Source organism: Nocardia sp. NPDC003693 (assembly GCF_053981095.1).
The window spans coordinates 17,296-39,668 of sequence record NZ_JBSFNO010000061.1 but is presented as its reverse complement, the minus strand read 5'-3'; the positions used below and the strand labels follow the sequence as shown (position 1 = coordinate 39,668).

Sequence of the window (22,373 nt, the reverse complement as noted above, 5' to 3'; positions counted from 1 at the left end):
GGCCGATTCGCGGCTGATCGCTGAGCTGTCGGCCGGGGACCTGCGGGCGCTCGCGGCGATCGAGACCGCCCGCGACTTCGCCGCGCGCGTGCAGGTCGGCATGGTCGGCATCAACGTGCCGATCCCGGTGCCGATCGCCTACCACACGTTCGGCGGCTGGAAGCGTTCCGGCTTCGGTGATCTGAACCAGCACGGCCCGGACTCGATCCGCTTCTACACCAAGACCAAGACCGTCACCCAGCGCTGGCCCTCCGGTCTCAAGGAGTCCAACGCGTTCGTCATCCCGACCATGGACTGATCGATGTTCACACTCGACGAAGACGAACAGGCGATCGTGCAGACCGCCCGCGCCTTTGCCGACGAGCTGCTCGCCCCCGACGCGCTGGATTGGGATGAGCGCAAGCACTTCCCGATCGACGTGCTGCGCAAGGCCGGGCAGCTCGGCCTGGGCGGCATCTACGTCCGCGAGGACGTGGGCGGCTCGGAGCTGCGCCGGCTGGACGCCGTGCGGATCTTCGAGGCGCTGTCCACCGGCTGCCCCGCCATCGCCGCCTACATCTCCATCCACAACATGGCGGCGTGGATGATCGACAGCTACGGCGACGACGCACAGCGCAATCGGTGGCTGCCGGGCCTGACCTCCATGGATCTGCTGGCCAGCTACGCGCTCACCGAACCCGGTGTCGGCTCGGACGCGGCGGCCCTGAGCACCAGGGCCGTTCGCGACGGTGACGACTATCTGCTCACCGGCGTCAAGCAATTCATCTCCGGCGCCGGCAGCACCGACGTGTACGTCGTCATGGCGCGCACCGGAGACGAAGGCGCGCGGGGTATTTCGGCGTTCATCGTGCCCGCCGACACCCCCGGGCTGTCCTTCGGCGCGAACGAGAAGAAGATGGGCTGGAACGCCCAGCCCACCCGCGCGGTCATCATGGACGAGGCCCGGGTGCCCGCGGCCAACCTGCTCGGCGCCGAGGGCAACGGGTTCCGCATCGCCATGAACGGGCTCAACGGCGGGCGGCTCAACATCGCCGCCTGCTCGCTCGGCGGCGCGCAGTTCGCGCTCGACCGGACCGTGGGCTACATGGCCCAGCGCCGGGCCTTCGGGTCCCGGCTGCTGGACAACACCGCCCTGCAGTTCGATCTGGCCGACATGCGCACCTCCCTCGAGGCCGCCCGCACGCTGCTGTGGCGGGCCGCGGCCGCGCTGGACGCCGACGCGCCGGACAAGGTCGAACTCTGCGCCATGGCCAAGCGATTCGCCACCGACGCCGGATTCGAGGTGGCCAACAAGGCCCTGCAACTGCACGGTGGCTACGGTTACCTGGCCGAATACGGGATCGAGAAGATCGTCCGCGACCTGCGGGTGCATCAGATTCTGGAAGGCACGAACGAGATCATGCGGGTGGTCGTCGCCCGCTCGGTGGTAGGAGCGGCATGAGCGAAACTGTGGGTACGTCCGAAGCCGAAGTGCTCATCGACAAGCGCGACGGGCTCGGCCTGATCACGCTGAACCGGCCGCGCGCCATCAACGCCCTGAACCACCCCATGGCGCTCACGATCCTCGCGGCGCTGCGGGACTGGGCGACGGACGGCGAGGTGCGCGCGGTCGTGCTCACCGGCGCCGGCGAACGCGGACTGTGCGCGGGCGGCGACATCGTCGCCATCCACAACGACGCGAAGCAGGCCGTGGCACAGGGCGATTCGCCCTACGTCGCGGCGGACTCGCCGAGCGGGCGCTTCTGGCGGGACGAGTACATCCTCAACGCACTCATCGGCGCCTACCCCAAGCCGTACGTCGCCGTCATGGACGGCATCGTCATGGGCGGCGGCGTCGGACTGTCCGGGCACGCGAGCCACCGCATCGTGACCGAACGCTCCATGATCGGCATGCCGGAGACCGGCATCGGCTTCATCCCGGACGTGGGCGGCACCTACCTGCTCGCCCGCACCCCGGGCGAGATCGGCACCCACGTGGCGCTCACCACCGCGCGCATGAGCGCCGGGGACGCCATCGCGGCCGGGTTCGCGGACTACTTCGTGCCGTCCGAACAGCTGCCGGACCTGCTGGAGGCGTTGCGCGCCAACGAGGTCGAGGTGGCCATCGCGAAGTTCGCGCAGCCCGCGCCGGTGTCGGACTTCGTGGCGCAGGCCGGGTGGATCGACTCCTGCTACGGCGCGGACAGTGTCGAGGAGATCGTGGACCGCCTGCGCGGCCACGGCACGCCGGAGGCCGCCAAGGCTGCCGCCGACGTGCTCGCCAAATCGCCGGTGGCCCTGAAGGTCACGCTGCGTTCGCTGCGCGCCGCCCGCGCCGCCGCGAGCCTCGAGGAGGTGCTGAACCAGGAGTTCCGGGTCTCGGCCGCCTCGCTGAACACCCACGACCTGGTGGAGGGCATTCGCGCCCAGGTCATCGACAAGGATCGCAATCCGCAGTGGTCGCCCGCGACCCTGGCCGACGTCACCACCGCCGACGTGGACGCCTACTTCGGCGACCTCGGGGATCGCGAATTGGGTTTGATCGCAAAGGATTCCCTGTGAGCACTGAAATCGGCAAGAAGGTCGGATTCCTGGGTCTGGGTCACATGGGCGGACCCATGGCCGCCAACCTGGTCAAGGCCGGATACGAGGTCCTGGCCTACGACCCCGTGCCCGCCGCGCAGGAGCAGGCGCGCACCGACGGCGCGACCGTCGTCGAGACCACCGCCGCGGCCGTGGCCGACGCGGAGATCGTCATCACCATGCTCCCCAACGGGCGCATCGTGCTCGACCTCTATCGCGAGATCCTGGCCGCGGCGCGGCCCGGCACCCTGTTCGTCGACTGCTCGACCATCGACGTCGGCGACGCCAAGGCCGCGGCCGAACTCGCCGCGGCGGCGGGACACCGCGCCCTGGACGCCCCGGTCTCCGGCGGCGTCGCGGGCGCGGCGGCGGGCACCCTCACCTTCATGGTGGGCGGCGCGGACGCCGATTTCGCCGCGGCCCTGCCGCTGCTGGAGGTCATGGGCGGCAAGGTCGTGCACTGCGGCGGCGCGGGCGTCGGCCAGGCCGCCAAGGTCTGCAACAACATGATCCTGGGCATCTCCATGATCGGGCTGTCCGAGGCCATCGTGCTGGGGGAGAAGCTTGGGCTGACCAACGAGAAGTTCTTCGACGTGGTCTCCACCGCCTCGGGGCAGTCGTGGGCCCTCACCTCGTACTGCCCGGTGCCGGGTCCGGTGCCGACCAGCCCGGCGAACAACGACTACAAGCCGGGTTTCGCGACCGCGCTCATGACCAAGGACCTCGGTCTGGCGGCGAACGCGTTGCAGGCCAACGGTGTCGACGGACAGATCGGTTTGCTGGCGGCGGAGATCTACAACCGCTTCAACCAGGACGAAGCGGGCAAGGATTTCTCGGCTATCGTCACCGATATCCGTAAGCGATCTGGAGGAGACAACGCGTGAGTGACTTCGAGACCATTCTGCTCGAGCGCAAGGGGCGGGTCGCGCTCATCACGCTCAATCGGCCGAAGGCCCTCAACGCGCTGAACTCGCAGGTCCTGGCCGACATCTCGGCCGCCCTCGACGAGCTCGAGAACGACAGCGAGATCGGCGCCGTCGTGCTCACCGGGTCCGAGCGCGCCTTCGCGGCCGGCGCGGACATCAAGGAGATGCAGAGCAAGTCCTACATGGACATGTTCCTCACCGACCACTTCGCCGGCTGGGATCGCCTGACCGCCTTCCGCAAGCCGATCATCGCCGCGGTCGCGGGCTACGCCCTGGGCGGCGGCTGCGAACTGGCCATGATGTGCGACCTGCTGCTCGCGGCCGACACCGCCAAGTTCGGCCAGCCCGAGATCAAGCTCGGCGTCATCCCCGGCATGGGCGGCTCGCAGCGCCTGACCCGCGCCGTCGGCAAGGCCAAGGCCATGGACCTGATCCTCACCGGCCGCAACATGGACGCCGAGGAGGCCGAGCGCGCGGGCCTGGTCTCGCGCATCGTCCCCGCCGCCGACCTGGTCGCGACCGCCCTCGAGGTGGCCGAGACCATCGCCGGCATGGGCCTGCCGTCGGTCATGATCGCGAAGGAGGCGGTGAACCGCTCCTTCGAGACCACCCTCGGCGAGGGCCTGCGCTTCGAGCGCCGGGTCTTCCACTCGCTCTTCGCGACCGAGGATCAGAAGGAAGGCATGACCGCGTTCGTCGAGAAGCGGCCCGCCGACTTCAGCCACAAGTAGGACTCGCGAGAGTTCCGCACCCGGACGTCCCGTCATCCGCACGGATGGCGGGACGTCCGCCGTTGCGCGGCGAAAAACGGTACGGGCGAACCGGATTCAGCCGTGTCTGGGCGGGCCTACGACCTCCACCGTCGCGGGCTTGTCCGGGTGATCGCCGTTGCGGTCCATCGCCAGGGCGCCGGCGATCGTGCCGCCCAGCGTCGCCGTGACGGCGATGGCGGCCACCACCTTGCGGCGGGACACCGGGGCCTCCACCTGAGCCCGCAGGGCGGGAACGGGATTGAAGCGGACACTGCGGACGCGGCGGGCGGACGGGCGTTCGGCGGCCAGCAGGACCGCGCCGCGGGTGGAGACGAATTCGGGCTCGGGATCGTAGATCAGGGGCAGGTCCAGTTGCTGCTCCAGGCCGTCGCGAATGCTCCGGCTGCGCGAACAGCCGCCCAGCAGGGCCATGCCGGTGGGGTGCACACCGGTCTCCTCGACCATCTGCCGCACGAACGAGGCCGAATGGTGGATGCCCGCGGCCACCAGATCGGCGAAATCGCTGCGGGTCAGCACCGCGCGCTGACCCGTCACCGGATCCTGCACGGTCAGTACCCGTTCGGCGGCCAGCGCCTCCTTGCAGCGGCGGCTCGTGCCCAGATCCACCGTGACCCCGCTGCGCACCAGCTGCCAGCGCAGCAGCGAATCGTGACCGTCGCCGCTGAGCACGGGACTGCGCTTGGTCGCCAGGATCGCGTCGGTGCGGCAGTCGATCTGGGTCAGCGTCAGACCCGACGCACCGAGGTCGTACAGCAGGATCGAACCCTCGGCGGGCAGCCTGCCGGTGAACCGCAGATAGCGCAGCTGGGCGACCGGCTCGTCGATGACGGTCAGGCGATTGCGGCCCGCGGTCGTGCGCACCGCCTCGGCGTGCGCGGAACAGCGACAGGTCACGGCGATGCCGGTGATGAACTCGTCGCGGCGGGCCGCGGATTTGCGCATGAGCCGAATGGCCTCGAACACGCCCTCTTCCAGCGCGCCGCCCGCGCGCCGCTCGACCTCGCACCGATCGATCGGGGGCAGATGGGGCTGATCGGAATGGGTCAGCATGGCGCGCGCACCGGCCGCACCGGCGGACACCCCGAGGACCAGCACCATGGCCTCCATGGTGAACCCTTTGCGGCCCGATTCCAAGACTATGACGCAGGAAATTGGCTGCTCGGATGCTGGACGGTTACTGCCCGGCCCAGCGGGTCGGCGCGCCACCGCTGTCGAAGTCGCCCGCCGTCTGCCGGAATTCCGCCAGCAATTGCAGCAGCAGCTGTAAACGATCCGGCGCCAGGCCCGCGTTCGCGAAGACCTGCCGGTTCAGCTGGGTGGTGGCCTTGGCTACCAATTCCCTTCCGGCATCGGTTATTTCGATGAGCGTCGCCCGCCGGTCACTCGGATGCGGCACCCGCTTCACCAGCTCCGCCGCCTCGAGCCGATCGACCGTGTTGGTGACGCTGGTCGGATGCACCTGCAGGCGCGCGCTGGCCACCGCCATCGGCAGGGCGCCCGTTTTGCTGAAACCCAGCAGCATGAGTAGCTCGTAGCGCGAGAAGGTCAGCCCGGACGGCTTGAGCGCCTCGTCCACCCGGGCCATCACGATCTGCTGCGCGCGCACCAGCGAGGTGACCGCGGCCATCCCATCTGCGACTTCACCCCAGCCGTGCTCGGTCCACTGGCGGTGTGCCTCCTCGATAGGATCCAGTGGCAGGGGACGTGGCCGGGACATGACATCGATCATCGCACGCGATCCGGGCAAACTCCGCCGCACCGAGCCCGATCCGGTGTCGTACTGTTGCGCGCGAACAGGAGGCAGTACGTGATCAACCCGCCCGACCCGCAATCCGACTCCGCACCGGGCCCCTACATGGTGCCCTTCCCCAACTCGCAGCCACCTCAGCGCAATCGGCGCACCCAGATCCTGGGGCTGGCCGCGGCGACCCTGCTGCTCTCGGTGGGCGTCATCGTCTGGTCACTGCAGCGATCGGCCGCAGCGGAGGACGACATCGCAGCGGGCGCAAGCGAATTCGCCCCGACCAAGGGTGACCGGGATCCCTCCGAGCGGATCCCGGGCGTCGTGCGCAAGGACTACCCCGCCGGCCTGCACGTGACCGGGCAGCAGCGGGTGGCCTACACCCAGTCCCCGCCGTTCGGCGGCCCGCACGACGGCTCCTGGCTGCCGTGCACGGGTGTGGAGTACGCGGTCGCGGTCCGCAACGAGAACGCGGTGCACTCCCTCGAACACGGCGCCGTCTGGATCACCTACAACCCGGAGACCCTCGACGCCGACGGGCAGGCGGTGCTGAAGACGCTGGTCGTGGGCAAGCCCTACATGTTCATGTCGCCGTACCCCGGCCTGACCACCCCCATCTCGCTGCAGTCCTGGGGCCATCAGATCAAACTCGCCGACCCGCGCGACGAGCGCATCGAGCACTTCATCACCGCGCTGCGGGTGAACGACTACACGCACCCCGAGCCGGGCGCGACCTGTTCCAACCCGAGCATCGACCCGGTGGCCCCGCCGCGCGCGGACACCACCGCCCCCGGGCCGGACGCGATCGCCGAGACGGCCACGACACTGCCGACCACCACCGTCGCACCGCCGCCGCCTCCGGCCCCCGCGCCCGAACCGGCCCCCGACGCGCCGCCGCCCCCGCCGGGCCCCGAGGCGCCCCCGGCCCCGCCCGCCCCGGAGCCGCCGCCCGCGCCGTGAGCGCATTGAAATCACGCTGATCCCAACCCTGGGCAATCACATTGGCGCAGGTCATTATTGATGACGATGCGGGTGTGACCGAGTGGCCAGGTAGCGGTCTGCAAAGCCGTATACGCGGGTTCGACTCCCGCCGCTCGCTCTGGAAGGGTCAGGCCCCCACGGTTCGTCGTGGGGGCCTGATTCGTGTGTGCGCGTTCGCTTCCCGCGCTACTTGCCGTCCGCGGAGCAGACCTTCCAGGTGCCCGATTCCAGGCGCAGGTGCTCGGTGGCCGTCGTCGTCTTGTCCTCGACGCCCGCCAGCGCGAGCGAACCCGTCATCTGCGCGGTCGCGGTCTCCGCGGCGATGGCGATATCGGCAACGCCGACAATGCGAATCGTGAACTTGCCGCGATCGGCGGCGGCCTTCTGCGCGTCCGGCAGCGCGGCGAACTCGGCGCGATCGGCGGCGCACGCCTGCTCGACCGCCACCGACGGGCCGTCGGCGGACAGCGTGCCGTAGAAGTCGCGGATCGCGGATTCGATCTGCTCGGCGGCGGTGGGATCGGACTTGCCGCCCAGGGCCAGGGTCGCCGCGACGCCGCCGCCGACCAGCACGACCGCCGCGACGAGCACGCCGATCAGTAGTGGTCTGCGCCCGCCGCCCCGGGTTCCGGTGGGGTGCTCGACATCCGGGGCGGGGCTGTGCGGTTGTCCGCCGGGCGGCAGGGTCATCAGGTTCCTTCGATCGTCCTGGCAGTGAACTGCCCGCACCTTACGCCACAACGATTGTGTCCCGGCGGGATCCGCGTCCGCTGCGCACGACGTTCCGTGGGCCGCGCGACGGCCGCGCGGGGCTGCCCACCACATATATTGGCGCGAGGGCGAATTCGCCCGGCTCGATCCCGAAGGAGTGCCCGTGCGCCGCACGCTCGCCGTTCTCGCCGTTCTCACCGCCCCGCTCGCGGCCGCCCCGCTCGCCGCCGCGCAGCCACCCGCCGCCGCGGCCGGGGTGCAGGTGCGGGCGGTCTACGGCCCCGAGGAGTTCCCGATCGCCGGCGTCACCGCCGAGATCACGCCGTGCGCGGGCGGCCCCGCCCTGTCGACCGTCACGACCGATGTCACCGGCGCGGCCACGCTCCCGGCCGGCGCGGGCTGCTACGCGGTGCGGGCGGGCGAGCTGTCCGGCTGCATGGTCGACGGCGACCCCGTGCAGCAGGTGGCCGTGGTTCCCGGCCTCACCGCTGTCGCCACGTTCCGCTTCCGCTGCGCCTGAGGGACACCGCCGTCACGAATCCACCGCCGGGACGCGGTGAGATTCGCCCGCTCGGCAACGTCCTCGAATCGCACGATGCCCCCGGAGTGCTCGGTTCCGGGTCGGCGTCGAAGATGGGGTAGGCCCCGGCTCGCCGCGGCGCGGTCGATGCCCATTCGCGCAGCCCGGCCGCCTCCGGTGTGAATGTGGGCAATTTCACTCACCCTCTCCGGTATGGGCACTGGCTGTTAACCTCGAGATCGGTTAGCTGCTCGAAATGCTGTAGCGCGATAAGCGTCGCATCACCGATGAGAGGTGACGATATGGGCGCGAAGTCCGCCCTGGAATATCCGATGGATATGGCGGTCGTGCCTGAGCTACGTCGTTTCGGGAATCTGGCCGAGGTCCTGTCCGCCTTTCTCGGCGCGGTGGTCGCCGGTTTGTTGCTCATGGCCCCACTCGATCTCGCGTGGTCCGACGGCGGCCCGCTCGAACTGGACATGCTGGTACTCAACATGCCCCGTGCCGCTGCGGCCGGGGCGATCTTCGCGGTGGTGGCCGCCGCGCTCGCGGTGGCGCTCGGGCGCCGGGCCGCCTGGCTCATCTCCCTCAGCTCGGCGACGATCCTGCTCGCGGATCACGTCTGGAATCTGAACTCCTCCTTCACCGGCACGCTCATCACCGTCAACTACATCGACTCGATCTTCGGCGGCATCCTGCTCGGCGCCCTCGCGGTGGCGGCCTGTGGCCGGCGACTCACTTCGATGGCATTCCTCGTCGGCGCGCTCGGCGCCATCCTGTTCGGCGACCTCACCGCGCTGCCCGACGCGGACGGTGAATCCTCGTTCGCCGGTTGGCTCTCGGTCGGCACGCCGCCGATCTGGTTGCTACTGCTCGCGGTACTCGCACTGGCCGCCGGGATGAGCGTGCAGCGCCCGAGCGAGGAGCCCGACGCCGAGACCGCCGATCTGCCCATCGCCCCGATCACGGCCGCGCTGGTGCTCGTGATGGCGACCGCGCTGTCCACTGACTGGTTCGTGCGGCAGCCGGACACCGTGGCGAACATCGCGCTCGCCACGGCTGTCACCGTGCTCGCGGCGCTGCTCGCGGCGTTCGTGCTGCCCGGCCGCGACGGCCGGTACGTGCTGCTCGCGGTGGCGGTCACCAATTCCGGCAGCGCCATTTTCACCGTGCCGCGCCCGGACTGGAGTGCGTTCATGCAGGTCGGTGGCGTGCTGCTCGGTTTCTATCTGGGCAGGCGCGGCTTCTCGCCGTGGCTGGGTTTCGCCGGAACCGGACTGCTGGCGGTGTTCGCCGCGCTGTCCGCGGACCACGCGCACGCCGACGCCGTCATCCCGATCATCGGAATCACCGCGCTCGGCCTGCTCATGGGCTACTGCTTCGCCGGCCCCGCGCCGGTGGCCCCGACCAGCATGGTGGTCGCGCTGACCGCGCTGGTGGTGCCGTGCCTGGTGATCGCGGTGCGCGGCAGCAGCTTCGGGCGCATCGCCTACTCGCCGCGGTGGTATCGCGATCCGACCAGCGTGGTGTCGGCGACGCCCGGCTGGACGGCGCTGGCCGTCACACTCGGCTGCGCGGCGGGCATGGCGCTGCTGTATCGCCTGCGGCCGACCGCGATTCAGTCCGCGAAGCGCGCGTTCACCCACAGCAGCGCGTCGTCGTAGGACGCCTCGAGCACCCCGCGATGATCCGCGCCCGCGTAGCCGCGGTACTGCACCGGCTGTCCCGCCAGGCGCTGTTTCGCCACCAGGGAATCGGTGGCCACCGCGGGCACGACCGTGTCCTCGCGGCCCTGCAGCACCAGCAGCGGGCGGGTGAAAGTCAGTGCGCCGGGATCGTTCTCGTTGAGCACGTCGGTCAGCGCGCTCATGTCGCCCTCGGGATCGAAGACCTCGTTCATGGCCAGACCGCCCCACGCCTGCGGGCCGCGCAGGCCGCCGATGCAGCTGGCATCCGCGAGCGAGACCATCGCCGTGGTGTGGGCGGTCAGGAATCTGCCCGGATCGATGTCGGCGACGGTCTGCGCGCCGCGAATGATCAACGGCAGGAAGGCCGTCGACTCACCCGCGAGCGCCGCGCCCGCGCTCGGCACGCCCGCCACCGTCGCCAGCTGAGCCGCCTGCAGCCCCACGCCCTGATGTGAGGCCGGCGCCAGCGCTACCGCGCCGAGCAACCGCAGTTCCGGCGCCCACTGCTGGGCCTGGGCATTGGCGAAGATCGCGGCCTGCCCGCCCTGCGAATGCCCCATGGCGACCCAGCGTTTGCCGATCTCGGGTTCGAGTTCGCGTGCGGCGCGGGCCATATCGGTCACCGCGCGCTGTTCGGCCGTCCCGATGAGATAGCCGTGCGGGCCCGGGGTGCCGAGCCCCTGATAGTCGGTCTGCGCGACCGCGTACCCGGCCGCGATCCACCGCGCCTGCACCTGCCGCACGAGCGCGGTGTAGTCGCGCGCCGGATACAGCTCGGAGGCGTCCAGCGACGGCGCGCAGACATCGGCCACCCCCGTGGTGCCGTGCGCCCAGGAGATGAGTGGCCAGCCCCCCGGCGGCGGGCTGCCCTGCGGGACGGCCACCGTGCCGGAGACGGCCACCGGCATGCCCTGCATGTCGACGGATCGGTACAGCAGCAGGTAGTTTCGCGCGTTCGGCAGTCCGGGATCGCCGATGACGGCCCGGATCTGGATGATCGAGCCGGGCGGTCCCGGAATCCGGTCGTCCGGCGCGGAATAGAACGACAGGTCGGGGGAGTCGTCGACCACCGGGGTCGCGGCGGCGGGCCGGATGGCGACCGGTGAACTCACGATCGCCGCGGCCAAGGCCGTCGCGGCGACGAATCCGGACCGCCGGCGCGGCGTGTGCCGCGGCCGTCGCGCATGCACCGCCTCGATGTCCGACATGTCCAGAAACATACCGCTCTGTCGGTCCCGGAACCCGCAAGGAAACGGCTGCGTGGTGGCACCGGCCGGTGTATATCCCGGACAGGGTGCCCGCTCCCCGGAACGAGTAAGGCCCCGACCATGAAACACGGTCGGGGCCTTACCATCCGGTGCCCTCGGCAGGAATCGAACCTGCGGCCTTCTGCTCCGGAGGCAGACGCTCTATCCCCTGAGCTACGAGGGCGGGGTAGAACCCCTCGGACCATCTGGCTTCCGAGCGGGCTCCGAAAGCGTAGCGCATCGGGTGCGCTGGGCCAAAAAGGTTTTCGGACCGGGCGTTTTGCGGCGCCCGGCCGGGCGCCGCGAACGGCTCGTGCTCAGTTCATCGGGAGCGGGGTCGCGCCGCGCTCGGCGAGCATCTGGGTGATCAATTGCGACTCGCCGGCTTGGGTTTTCGCCATGCTGCCCGCCAGGTGCCGCACCTGATCGGTGTCCGCGCGCTGGGCGGCGTACTCGATCATGGGCATGCCGCCCTGGTGGTGCCGCAGCATGAGCTGCAGGAACAGCTTGTCCAGCGTCGCACCGGTCGCCGTGCGCAGGGTCGCCAGTTCCTGGTCCGAGGCCATGCCCGGCATGGACGGAACCGGGCCCGTGTGCTGCCCGCCGCCGTGATGCGAACTCGCGTCGCTCATCCAGCCCATGTAGCCGTCGGACGGCAACAGGGGCTCACCCCACAGCGACAGCCACGCCTGCATACGGCCCGCCTGATTCTGCTGGGTGGTCAGAATGTCGTAGGCCAGCCGCTTGATCGCGGGATCGTCCGAACCGGCCAGCGCGACGGCCGACATCTCCACCGCCTGCGCGTGATGCACCGACATGTCCTGGCTGAAGCCGATATCCACCGATCCCGCGGCCGCGGCGGTGTCCCGGTTGCCCACGAGCAGACCCGCCGCGAACCCCAGCAGCACGAGCGCGATCACCCCGAGCACCAGCAGCGCGGGCCGCTGACCGCGGCCCGGCTCCCGGGCGGGGGCCGTCGATTCGTGGTCGCCGGACTCGTCGTGTGCGAGCAAGGGCGGCATTACTGGGCCGGAGCCGGGGCGGCCGGCTCGGCGGGCTCGGTCGGACCGGCAGGCTGGGCCGGGCCGTCGGTGGGCGCGGGGATCGCGGGCACGCCGCCGGGGACGGTCTCCATACCGGGGATGTTCTCCAGCCCCGGAATGCCGGACAGGCCGTTGCCGAACGGGCTCGCGCCGCCGCCGAGCTCGGTCGGATCCTGGGTCAGGCCCTTACCGTCCATGGGCACCGCGTCGGGGCCGGGCGCGCTCGGATCGAACGGCGGCGGGTTCTCCGCGTCGAAGGTCGGGTTCGAGCAGCTCGCGCCGACCTCCGGGTAGGTGTTCTCGTTCAGGCGCAGGTTCTTGATGAACTTGTCGACCCGCGCGTCGTCGGCCGAGTCCAGCTTGAGCTGATGGCCCCACGCCTGCAGCGCGATCGGCGAATCCAGGCCCGGGTACGGCGACATGAGCGAGTACGGCTTGCCCTCGACCTTCGCCTTCAGGGTCTCGATGCCCGCCGCGTCGACCTTGTCCGGGTTGTAGGTGACCCAGACCGCGCCGTGCTCGAGCGAGTGCACGGCGTTCTCGGTGCGAATCGCCTTGGCGTACACCGTGCCCATGCAGTTCGCCCACGAACCGTCGTGCGGGCCACCGAAGGCCGGCGCCTGGTCGTAGGCCACCCGCTGGGTGGCGGCCACGTGCAGACCCGCCGGATAATCCTTCTTGACCACGCCGTCGATGTACGCCGACGGATTCTTGAGCTCCTCGCGGGCCTGGTACTTGGGCACCAGGACCGCGGCGATACCGCCGATCAGACCCAGCACCACCACCACGGCGGCGATCGTCATCCAGGGAATGGTTCGTTGGTTGGGCAGCTTGCCGTTCCCGCCCTTACGGGAGGAACGCGAAGATTTGCCCGCGGCCTTCACGGCCTTGGCCGACTTGGCACTGGTCCTGCTCGGCATAGCTCGTTGTGCTCTCTTCGACGTGTCGGACAATCAAACGGTGCGGCCGCATCGTTTGCTGGGCGCCTGCCCGGGAGGTGCCCGCTCGCGGCGTTCACCTGCTCAGACCATAGGATAGTGACTCGTGACTCCAGCTGACCTTGCAGATCTCCTTCGCGCAACCGCTGCGAAGGTACTTGTCGAACGTGGATCCGACCCCGCGGTCCTGCCCGACGAGGTCAAGGTGGAGCGTCCCCGCAACCCTGAGCACGGTGACTATGCCACGAATGTGGCCATGCAGGTAGGCAAGAAGGCGGGAATCAACCCCCGCGATTTCGCGAGCCTGCTGGCCGAGGCGCTGGGGCAGGCCGAGGGCATCGAGGTCGCCGAGGTCGCCGGTCCCGGGTTCCTGAACATTCGCCTCGCCAAGGCGGCCCAGGGCGCGATCATCGAGAAGATCCTCGCCGCGGGCGCGGCGTACGGCACCGCGGACACCCTCGGCGGCCAGAAGATCAACCTCGAATTCGTCTCCGCCAACCCCACCGGGCCCATCCACCTGGGTGGCACCCGCTGGGCGGCGGTCGGTGACGCGCTCGGCCGGATCCTGTCCGCCCAGGGCGCGGCCGTCACCCGCGAGTACTACTTCAACGACCACGGCGCGCAGATCGACCGGTTCGCCAAGTCGCTGGTCGCCGCGGCCACCGGGCAGCCGACCCCCGAGGACGGCTACGGCGGCGCGTACATCAACGACATCGCCGCCACGGTCGTGGCCGCGCACCCCGAGGCGCCGGGCCTGCCCGAGGCCGAACGGCACGAGCTGTTCCGCCGCGAGGGCGTCGAGCTCATGTTCGCGCAGATCAAGCAGGACCTGCACGACTTCGGCGTCGACTTCGACGTGTACTTCAACGAGAGCGCGCTGTTCGCCTCCGGCGCGGTCGAGCAGGCGCTCGAGACGCTCAAGGGCTCGGGCAACCTGTACGAGAAGGACGGCGCGTGGTGGATCGCCTCCACCGAATACGGTGACGACAAGGATCGCGTCGTCATCAAGAGCGACGGCAACTCCGCGTACATCGGCGGCGACATCGCCTACTTCCAGAACAAGCGCTCGCGCGGATTCGACCTGTGCGTCTACATGCTCGGCGCGGACCACCACGGCTACATCGGCCGGTTGAAGGCCGCGGCGGCAGCCTTCGGCGACGACCCCGACACCGTCGAGGTGCTCATCGGCCAGATGGTGAACCTGGTTCGGGACGGCGCGGCGGTGAAGATGTCCAAGCGCGCGGGCACCGTGATCACCCTCAACGATCTGGTCGAGGCGATCGGCGTGGACGCGGCCCGGTACTCGCTGGTGCGGTGGTCGGTGAACTCCAGCATCGACATCGACCTCGATCTGTGGACCAAGGCCGACAACGAGAATCCGCTGTACTACGTGCAGTACGCGCACGCCCGCACGAACAACATCATCGGCAATGCGGCGGCGTTCGACTTCGATTCGGTCGCACCGGATTTCGCGCTCATGACCGCCGATCGCGAAGGCGAGCTGATCCGCACCCTCGGTGAGTACCCCCGGGTGCTGGCCACCGCCGCCGAGGTGCGCGAGCCGCACCGGGTGGTGCGCTACCTCGAGGAACTCGCCGGCGCGTACCACCCCTTCCAGTCGGACAAGGACATGCGCGTGCTCCCCCTGGGAGACGAGCCCGTCAGTCCCCGTAACGCGGCCCGCCTCGAGCTGGTCAAAGCCACCCGTCAGGTTCTCGCCAACGGCCTCGGCCTGCTAGGCGTCAGTGCTCCGGAGCGTATGTAATGAGTGCCCATCCCGCCGGTCCCCGGCACGCCGACATCCCGCCCGCGCCGAATCTGCCCGAGCGGCCCGAGAATCCGCGGCAGATGATCGAGCTGCCCGCGAATGTCTGGCCCCGCAACGCCTCCCGTGACGCGGACGGCGTGGTCCGGCTGGCCGGGGTGCCCGTGCACGAGCTGGCCGCGGAGTTCGCGACCCCGCTGTTCGTCATCGACGAGGACGACTTCCGTTCGCGCTGCCGCGACATGGTGCGCGCCTTCGGCGCGGGCGCGCGGGTGCACTACGCGTCCAAGGCGTTCCTGTCCGGCGAGATCGCGCGCTGGATTCGCGACGAGGGCCTGCATCTGGACGTGTGCTCCGGCGGCGAGCTCGCCGTCGCGCTGCACGCGGGCTTCCCCGCCGAGCGAATCGCGTTGCACGGCAACAACAAATCGGTTCCGGAGCTGGAAGCGGCCGTCGCCGCCGGGGTCGGGCACATCGTGCTGGACTCGCTGATCGAGATCGATCGCCTCGAGGCCGTCGCCAAGGCGGCCGGCAAGGTCGCCGAGGTGCTGGTGCGCGTCACCGTGGGCGTGGAGGCGCACACCCACGAGTACATCTCCACCGCGCACGAGGACCAGAAGTTCGGTTTCTCCATCGCCAGCGGCGACGCGATGCAGGCCATCGCCCGGGTCTTCGAGTCCGACAACCTGCGCCTGGTGGGCCTGCACTCGCACATCGGCTCGCAGATCTTCGAGATCGACGGTTTCGAGATCTCCACCCGCCGCATGCTGGGCCTGCTGCGCGAGGCGGTCGACAAGTTCGGCGTCGAGCGCGCCGCGCAGATCAGCGTGCTGGATCTCGGTGGCGGCCTTGGTATTTCGTACCTGCCGCACGACGATCCGCCGGCCCTGGACGACTTCGCGGCCAAGCTGCGCCGCATCGTGGCCGAAGAGGCCGAGCGCGCGGGCCTGCCGGTCCCGACCATCGCGGTCGAACCGGGCCGGGCCATCGCCGGGCCGGGCACGGTCACCCTGTACGAGGTCGGCACCACCAAGGACGTGGTCCTGGATGCGGGCCTGCGCCGTCGCTATGTCAGCATCGATGGAGGCATGAGCGACAACATCCGGCCCGCGCTGTACCAGGCCGAATACGACTGCCGACTGGTCTCGCGATCCAGCGATGCCAATCCGGTCGTCGCTCGTGTGGTCGGAAAGCATTGCGAGAGTGGGGATATCGTCATTCGTGACACCTGGCTCCCGGCCGACGTCGGTCCGGGGGATCTGGTTGCGGTGGCGGCGACCGGCGCGTATTGCTACTCGATGTCGAGTCGTTACAACATGCTCACGCGTCCCGCCGTGGTCGCTGTGCGAGACGGCAAGGCGCGCTTGATCCTTCGTCGTGAAACGGTGGAGGACCTACTCAGCTTGGAGGTGAATGCATGACCGAGGTAGCCAGTACCAAAGGCGATGTGTGGGGATCGGATCATCCCATCGGAATCGCCGTCCTCGGCATGGGCACGGTCGGCACGGAGGTGGTTCGCGTCATCCGCGAGCACGCCGACGACCTGACCAACCGAGTGGGCGCCCCCGTCGTGCTGCGCGGCGTGGCCGTGCGCGACGCGAGCAAGGATCGCGGCCTGGCCCCCGAGCTGATCACCACCGACGCGCAGGCCCTGGTCGCGCGCGACGACGTGGACATCGTGGTCGAGGTGATGGGCGGCATCGATCCGGCCCGCGCCCTGATCAAGTCCGCGCTCGAAGCCGGCAAGTCCGTGGTCACCGCCAACAAGGCGCTGCTGGCCGACTACACCGGCGAGCTCGCCGGCGCGGCCGAGAACAACCGGGCCGACCTGTACTTCGAGGCCGCGGTCGCCGGCGCCATCCCGGTTGTGCGCCCGCTCATCCAGTCGCTGTCCGGTGACCGGGTGAACCGGGTGGTCGGCATCGTGAACGGCACCACCAACTTCATCCTCTCGGCCATGGCCGAGACCGGCGCGGACTACGGCGACGTGCTGGCCGAGGCCACCCGCCTGGGCTACGCCGAAGCCGATCCGACCGCCGACGTCGAGGGCTACGACGCCGCCGCCAAGGCCGCGATCCTGGCCTCTGTCGCCTTCCACACCCGCGTGACCTCGGCCGACGTCTACCGCGAGGGCATCTCCAAGATCACATCCGAGGATCTCGAGACCGCCGCCGCCGTCGGCTGCACCGTGAAGCTGCTGGCCATGGCCGAGCGCGTCACCAACGAGAGCGGCAAGGAATCCATCTCGGTGCGCGTCTACCCCGCGCTCATCCCGCGCAAGCACCCCCTGGCCTCGGTCAGCGGCGCGTTCAACGCGGTGGTCGTGGAAGCCGAGAACGCCGGCCGCCTGATGTTCTACGGACAGGGCGCGGGCGGCGCGCCCACCGCCTCGGCCGTCATGGGCGACCTGGTGATGGCGGCGCGCAACAAGTTCTACGGTGGCCGCGCGCCCGGCGAATCGGTCTATGCTGAGCTGCCGATCGCGGCTGTCGGTGACACCCCCACCCGCTACCACGTGAACATGCAGGTTGCGGACCGCGCCGGTGTACTGGAAGCGGTGGCGGGCGAGTTCGCCAAGCACGGGGTCAGCATTTCGACGGTTCGCCAGGAAGGGCACGATGTCGGCGCCCGCCTGGTCGTGGTGACCCACCACGCGCTGGAATCCGCGCTGGCCGATACCGTGGCCGCGTTGGCCGAGCTGGACTCCGTCACATCCGTGACCAGTGTTCTGAGATTGGAAGGCACCGAGGAATGAGTACGACAGCTGCCACGCACACCCCGTGGCCGGGTCTGATCGCCGCGTACCGGGATCGGCTCCCGCTGGGCGCCGACTGGGAGCCCGTCACGCTGTTCGAGGGCGGCACCCCGCTGGTGCCCGCCACGCACCTGTCGGAGCTGACCGGCTGTGAGGTGTACCTCAAGGTCGAGGGCGCGAACCCGACCGGTTCCTTCAAGGACCGCGGTATGACCATGGCCATGACCGAGGCCAAGGCCAGCGGCAAGAAGGCCGTGCTGTGCGCCTCCACCGGCAACACCTCGGCCTCGGCCGCGGCGTACGCCACCCGGGCCGGCATGCACTGCGCGGTGCTGATCCCGCAGGGCAAGATCTCCATGGGCAAGCTGGCCCAGGCGGTCATGCTGGGCGCGAAGATCATCCAGGTCGAGGGCAACTTCGACGACTGCCTCGAACTGGCGCGCAAGGTCACCGCGGAGTTCCCCGAGGTCGGCCTCGTGAACTCGGTCAACCCGTACCGCATCGAGGGCCAGAAGACCGCGGCCTTCGAGATCGCCGATGTGCTCGGCAAGGCCCCCGACGTGCACGTGCTCCCGGTCGGCAACGCCGGGAACATCACCGCGTACTGGAAGGGCTACAACGAGTACTTCGCCGACGGCGTCACCACGTCGCTGCCGCGCATGCTCGGCGTGCAGGCCGCGGGCGCCGCGCCGCTGGTCAACGGTGCTCCGGTGAAGGATCCCGAGACCATCGCGACCGCGATCCGCATCGGCGCGCCCGCGTCCTGGAACCAGGCCGTGGCCGCGAAGGAAGAGTCCGGGGGCGCGTTCCGCGCGGCCACCGACGACGAGATCCTCGCGGCGTACCGCCTGGTCGCGGCCACCGAGGGCGTCTTCGTCGAGCCCGCCTCGGCGGCCTCGGTCGCCGGTCTGCTCGCCGCGCGCGCCGAAGGCTGGCTCGAGCCGGGCCTGACCGTGGTCTGCACGGTGACCGGCAACGGTCTCAAGGACCCGGACAACGCGCTCAAGGGCATGCCGGAGATCACCCCCATCGGTGTCGACCCGGTGGCCGTGGCCCGCGAACTCGAGCTGGCCTGAGTGAATTCGCGCGAGAGTCAGGTGATGACTCGCACCCTGCCCGCCGGAATTTCGGTCACGGTGCGGGTCCCCGCGTCCAGCGCCAATCTGGGCCCGGGTTTCGATTCCCTCGGAATCGCTCTGGGGCTGTACGACGAGATCTCGGTGACCACCGCCGAGTCCGGGCTGAACATCCGGGTCGAGGGTGAGGGCGCGGACGACGTGCCCTGGGGCCCTTCGCATCTGGTGGTGCGGGCCATCGAGCGCGGCCTGCAGGCCGCGGGCGTCTGGGCGGACGGCCTGGACGTGGTGTGCCGCAACGTGATTCCGCATTCGCGCGGTATGGGATCCTCGGCCTCGGCGGTGGTCGGCGGACTGGCCGCCGGCCGCGGCCTCGCCGCGAAATTCGATGCCGGACTGGCCTATGACGACACCGTCATGGTGCAGCTGGCCTCGGAGTTCGAGGGCCACCCCGACAACGCCTCTGCCAGCGTGCTCGGCGGAATCGTGGTGTCCTGGACCGAAACCGACCAGCGCGGCGAGCTCAACGGCACCGCCGAACACCATCAGCGCGTGTACCGCGCGGTGCGGCTGGACCCGCATCCGTCGTTGCGCCCGGTCGTGCTCATTCCCGAGGAGCGGTCCTCGACCGCGCACACCCGCGGTCTGCTGCCCGACACCGTGCCGCACGGTGACGCGGCTTTCAACGCGAGTCGCGCGGCGCTGTCGGTAGTTGCCTTGACGCAGCGTCCTGACCTGCTGATGGCCGCCACGCAGGATCGGCTACACCAGGGCTACCGCGCCTCCGCGCTGCCGCTCACGACGAAATGGATCGAACGGCTGCGCGCGGCGGGCATCGCCGCCACCGTGTCGGGCGCCGGTCCGACGGTGTTGGCCCTCGGGACCAGCGAATTCCCTGCGGAACTGCGTGAACTCGCGATCGCCGACGGCTTGCGTGTTCTCGAACCCGGCATCGCCGACGGCGTGCTGGTGGATTGACCGCGTGCCTGCCTTGCCGATGTAAAGGGTGGGAGCTATCCTGAGCGAGTCCGTACATCGTGCGCGTCAGACGCCGGTGCTTCATTAGGGCAATCGCTCCAGAGGCTCCTTGCTCAGGCTCGAGGCTTGAGGCTCGAAACTTGGGGGTAGCCAGTCAACTGGGATGATCTCTCCCGCCTTTTCACTCGGTGGGCAGGCCCACGCGGAGGTACCCCCACCGATCCGGCGGGACAGGCGATACGGCATCCGAGTCCGGCATCAGACCGGACTGCAGGAGGAACCCTCGATCAGGCACACGGCGGTCGAGGGAAGGAAAGGATTTCCGTGACAGAGACGGACCTGCTCGCGACACCCGGGGTGGAAAGTGATTCAAACTCCTCGGATCGCGATAGTGAATCCGGACAGATTTCGAAGATGAGCGAACACACTGACATCGCACGATCGGGGCTGACTGGAATGTTGTTGCCGCAATTGCGTGCGCTTGCGGGGGAACTCGGTATTCGAGGCACTTCCGGAATGCGTAAGGGTGATCTCATCGCCGCCATCAAGGAAAATCAGTCGGGTGGATCGGCCAAGTCGGCCGTCGTGAGCGGCGGCGCGGTGAGCGGTAAGTCCACCTCCAAGCGCACCGACGCCAAGGCCAAGGGCGAGTCCGCCGAGGCCGCTCCCGCCAAGGCCGAGACCCCCGCCGTGAAGGCCGAGGCCGCGAAGAGCGAGGCCACCAAGACCGAGAGCCCGGCCGCCAAGGCCGAGGACACCCGCGCGCAGGCCGAAGCGCCCGCGACCGCCGGGTCCGCTCCGGAGAAGTCCGCCGAGCCCCGCGAGGCGAAGCGTGAAGAGGCCGAAGGCAATCGGGCCGACGGCGGCGAGGAGACCCGCGAACGCGGCGAGCGCGGCCGGGGCCGCCAGCGCCGTGGCCGCGAGCAGCGCGGCGGGGCCGGCAACGCCGGTGACGCCGGCGCCACCGACGCCGCGGAGAAGCCGGAGTCCGAGGGCGGTGAGCGTCGTCGCGACCGCAACAACCAGCAGTCGGGCGGCCAGAACCAGCAGAACCAGAACGGCACCGCGCGCGGCGGCAACAACGACCGCGATCGCAATCGCGCCGCCGACGACGACGAGGAAGGCGGCCGCGGTCGCCGGGGTCGTCGCTTCCGGGAGCGGCGTCGCGGGCGTGACCGGGACGGCGTGGCGGGCGAGAGCGGCAGCAGCCGCGAGAGCCGCGAGCTGGAGATCCGCGAGGACGACGTCCTGCAGCCGGTCGCCGGCATCCTCGACGTGCTCGACAACTACGCGTTCGTGCGGACCTCCGGCTACCTGGCCGGCCCGAACGACGTGTACGTGTCCATGAATCTGGTGCGCAAGAACGGCCTGCGCCGCGGTGACGCGGTCACCGGTGCGGTGCGCGCGGCGCGCGACGGCGATCAGAGCAACCAGCGGCAGAAGTTCGACCCGCTGGTGCGGCTGGATTCCATCAACGGCTCGGATGTCGAATCCGCAAAGCGCCGACCGGAATTCAACAAGCTCACCCCGCTGTACCCGAATCAGCGACTGCGCCTGGAAACCACGCCCAACAAGCTGACCACGCGCATCATCGATCTGATCATGCCGATCGGCAAGGGCCAGCGCGCGCTGATCGTGTCCCCGCCCAAGGCGGGTAAGACCACGATCATGCAGGACATCGCGAACGCCATCGCGGTGAACAACCCCGAGTGCTACCTCATGGTGGTGCTGGTGGACGAGCGTCCCGAAGAAGTGACCGACATGCAGCGCTCGGTGCGCGGCGAGGTCATCGCCTCGACCTTCGATCGCCCGCCGGGCGATCACACCGCGGTCGCCGAGCTCGCCATCGAGCGGGCCAAGCGCCTGGTGGAAATGGGTCAGGACGTCGTCGTGCTGCTCGACTCGATCACCCGATTGGGCCGCGCGTACAACAACTCGTCCCCGGCCTCGGGCCGAATCCTTTCCGGTGGTGTGGATTCCACCGCGCTGTACCCGCCCAAGCGGTTCCTCGGCGCGGCCCGCAACATCGAGAACGGCGGCTCGCTCACGATCATCGCCACCGCGATGGTCGAGACCGGCTCCACCGGTGACACGGTCATCTTCGAGGAGTTCAAGGGCACCGGCAACGCCGAGCTCAAGCTCGATCGCAAGATCGCCGAGCGGCGCGTGTTCCCCGCGGTCGACGTCAACCCGTCCGGCACCCGCCGCGACGATCTACTGATGTCGCCCGACGAGGCCGCGGTCCTGCACAAGCTCCGGCGCGTGCTGTCCGGTCTGGATTCGCATCAGGCCATCGATCTGCTCGTGGATCGACTCAAGAAGACCAAGAGCAACGTCGAGTTCCTGATGACGGTCTCCAAGACCGCGCCCGGCGCGATCGACGAATAAAGTTGTCGTAGAACGACATCGACAGTGACGGCCCCGCTTCGGCGGGGCCGCTGCTGTTTCCGGGGCAGGATCGGCACCGGACGGGGGCTGTGGAAGAAGAGGCCGATGAGCATCGCCCCCGCGATCATGAATCCGAGAATGGTGGCGGTCACGGCGCCGGCCCCGCTGTCCGATGCCGTGGCCGCCGTATGGATGAGGGCGGCCCCGTCCCCGTGCGGCCCGGCGGGCGACGCCGAAGCCTGCCCCGTCCCGCCGCCGGATTCCCCGGGCGCGAACCACCA

General features: G+C 69.6%; 20 protein-coding genes and 2 tRNA genes. 15 read left to right on the top strand and 7 right to left on the bottom strand.

All coding sequences use genetic code 11. The features are described from left to right. The 5 genes from ACWDOP_RS37265 to ACWDOP_RS37245 all read left to right on the top strand — a co-directional run. Positions 1–298 (top strand): aldehyde dehydrogenase family protein (locus tag ACWDOP_RS37265; RefSeq protein ID WP_456348823.1); only part of this gene is annotated, 298 nt, incomplete at its 5' end. Between the two features lie 3 nt (positions 299–301). Continuing rightward, a complete protein-coding gene (locus tag ACWDOP_RS37260) occupies positions 302–1,441 on the top strand; it encodes an acyl-CoA dehydrogenase family protein (RefSeq protein WP_456348822.1) in 1,140 nt (379 codons plus the stop codon). Then, positions 1,438–2,541 carry an enoyl-CoA hydratase/isomerase family protein gene (locus tag ACWDOP_RS37255; RefSeq protein WP_456348821.1) on the top strand — a complete coding sequence of 368 codons (1,104 nt, stop codon included), beginning with the start codon at positions 1,438–1,440 and terminating at the stop codon, positions 2,539–2,541. Before ACWDOP_RS37260 ends, ACWDOP_RS37255 begins: the two co-directional genes overlap by 4 nt. Positions 2,542–2,549: 8 nt before the next feature. Then, entirely contained in the window at positions 2,550–3,446 is an 897-nt protein-coding gene (gene mmsB, locus ACWDOP_RS37250; RefSeq protein ID WP_454202579.1) for a 3-hydroxyisobutyrate dehydrogenase, read from the top strand. After that, positions 3,443–4,219: an enoyl-CoA hydratase gene (locus tag ACWDOP_RS37245; protein ID WP_456348820.1), complete on the top strand. Its 777-nt coding sequence runs from the start codon at positions 3,443–3,445 to the stop codon at positions 4,217–4,219. The genes mmsB and ACWDOP_RS37245 overlap by 4 nt, the downstream gene beginning before the upstream one ends. 96 nt (positions 4,220–4,315) lie before the next feature. Here the strand turns inward: ACWDOP_RS37245 and ACWDOP_RS37240 are convergent, their stop codons facing one another. Further along, positions 4,316–5,368 (bottom strand): hypothetical protein, encoded by a 1,053-nt coding sequence (locus ACWDOP_RS37240; RefSeq protein WP_456348819.1) that lies wholly within the window; start codon positions 5,366–5,368, stop codon positions 4,316–4,318. Between the two features lie 67 nt (positions 5,369–5,435). After that, a complete protein-coding gene (locus ACWDOP_RS37235; RefSeq protein ID WP_454202547.1) occupies positions 5,436–5,978 on the bottom strand; it encodes a MarR family winged helix-turn-helix transcriptional regulator in 543 nt (180 codons plus the stop codon). Positions 5,979–6,068: 90 nt separating this feature from the next. Between ACWDOP_RS37235 and ACWDOP_RS37230 the strand changes: the two genes are divergently transcribed. Both ACWDOP_RS37230 and ACWDOP_RS37225 read left to right on the top strand, forming a co-directional pair. Beyond that, positions 6,069–6,962, top strand: coding sequence for a DUF3105 domain-containing protein (locus ACWDOP_RS37230; RefSeq protein ID WP_456348818.1), 894 nt, complete (start codon positions 6,069–6,071; stop codon positions 6,960–6,962). Positions 6,963–7,030: 68 nt separating this feature from the next. After that, positions 7,031–7,101, top strand: a tRNA-Cys gene (locus tag ACWDOP_RS37225). A 68-nt stretch (positions 7,102–7,169) separates the two neighbouring features. Here the strand turns inward: ACWDOP_RS37225 and ACWDOP_RS37220 are convergent. Beyond that, positions 7,170–7,673, bottom strand: a complete 504-nt coding sequence (locus ACWDOP_RS37220; RefSeq protein ID WP_456348817.1) for an Rv0361 family membrane protein — start codon at positions 7,671–7,673, stop codon at positions 7,170–7,172. A gap of 184 nt (positions 7,674–7,857) precedes the next feature. Between ACWDOP_RS37220 and ACWDOP_RS37215 the strand changes: the two genes are divergently transcribed. Both ACWDOP_RS37215 and ACWDOP_RS37210 read left to right on the top strand, forming a co-directional pair. Further along, the gene (locus ACWDOP_RS37215; protein WP_454202550.1) at positions 7,858–8,214 is read left to right on the top strand and encodes a hypothetical protein; all 357 of its coding nucleotides are present in this window, start codon (positions 7,858–7,860) and stop codon (positions 8,212–8,214) included. Between the two features lie 302 nt (positions 8,215–8,516). Beyond that, complete coding sequence (locus ACWDOP_RS37210) at positions 8,517–9,878, top strand: hypothetical protein (RefSeq protein ID WP_456348816.1); 1,362 nt, start codon at positions 8,517–8,519, stop codon at positions 9,876–9,878. Here the strand turns inward: ACWDOP_RS37210 and ACWDOP_RS37205 are convergent. The 4 genes from ACWDOP_RS37205 to ACWDOP_RS37190 form a co-directional block, all read right to left on the bottom strand. Then, complete coding sequence (locus tag ACWDOP_RS37205) at positions 9,833–11,110, bottom strand: alpha/beta hydrolase family protein (RefSeq protein ID WP_456348815.1); 1,278 nt, start codon at positions 11,108–11,110, stop codon at positions 9,833–9,835. The two genes, ACWDOP_RS37210 and ACWDOP_RS37205, sit on opposite strands and share 46 nt — an antisense overlap. Positions 11,111–11,260: 150 nt before the next feature. Next, positions 11,261–11,333 (bottom strand) — tRNA-Arg (locus ACWDOP_RS37200). 133 nt (positions 11,334–11,466) lie between these two features. Then, positions 11,467–12,171, bottom strand: a complete 705-nt coding sequence (locus tag ACWDOP_RS37195) for a DUF305 domain-containing protein (protein WP_456348814.1) — start codon at positions 12,169–12,171, stop codon at positions 11,467–11,469. Continuing rightward, on the bottom strand, positions 12,171–13,112 hold the full coding sequence (locus ACWDOP_RS37190) for a DUF3105 domain-containing protein (RefSeq protein ID WP_456348813.1): 942 nt from the start codon (positions 13,110–13,112) through the stop codon (positions 12,171–12,173). The genes ACWDOP_RS37195 and ACWDOP_RS37190 overlap by 1 nt, the downstream gene beginning before the upstream one ends. A 124-nt stretch (positions 13,113–13,236) precedes the next feature. Here ACWDOP_RS37190 and argS point away from each other — a divergent pair, with 124 nt between their 5' ends. From argS to rho, 6 genes are all read left to right on the top strand, one after another. Then, positions 13,237–14,895 (top strand): arginine--tRNA ligase, encoded by a 1,659-nt coding sequence (argS, locus tag ACWDOP_RS37185; RefSeq protein ID WP_456348812.1) that lies wholly within the window; start codon positions 13,237–13,239, stop codon positions 14,893–14,895. Beyond that, entirely contained in the window at positions 14,895–16,316 is a 1,422-nt protein-coding gene (gene lysA, locus ACWDOP_RS37180) for a diaminopimelate decarboxylase (protein ID WP_456348811.1), read from the top strand. Before argS ends, lysA begins: the two co-directional genes overlap by 1 nt. Beyond that, positions 16,313–17,650: a homoserine dehydrogenase gene (locus ACWDOP_RS37175; RefSeq protein ID WP_456348810.1), complete on the top strand. Its 1,338-nt coding sequence runs from the start codon at positions 16,313–16,315 to the stop codon at positions 17,648–17,650. The genes lysA and ACWDOP_RS37175 overlap by 4 nt, the downstream gene beginning before the upstream one ends. Next, positions 17,647–18,726, top strand: a complete 1,080-nt coding sequence (thrC, locus tag ACWDOP_RS37170; RefSeq protein ID WP_456348809.1) for a threonine synthase — start codon at positions 17,647–17,649, stop codon at positions 18,724–18,726. Before ACWDOP_RS37175 ends, thrC begins: the two co-directional genes overlap by 4 nt. A gap of 24 nt (positions 18,727–18,750) precedes the next feature. Continuing rightward, on the top strand, positions 18,751–19,704 hold the full coding sequence (thrB, locus tag ACWDOP_RS37165) for a homoserine kinase (RefSeq protein WP_456348808.1): 954 nt from the start codon (positions 18,751–18,753) through the stop codon (positions 19,702–19,704). A gap of 456 nt (positions 19,705–20,160) precedes the next feature. Next, positions 20,161–22,092: a transcription termination factor Rho gene (gene rho / locus ACWDOP_RS37160; RefSeq protein ID WP_456348824.1), complete on the top strand. Its 1,932-nt coding sequence runs from the start codon at positions 20,161–20,163 to the stop codon at positions 22,090–22,092. Positions 22,093–22,373: the final 281 nt, after the last annotated feature.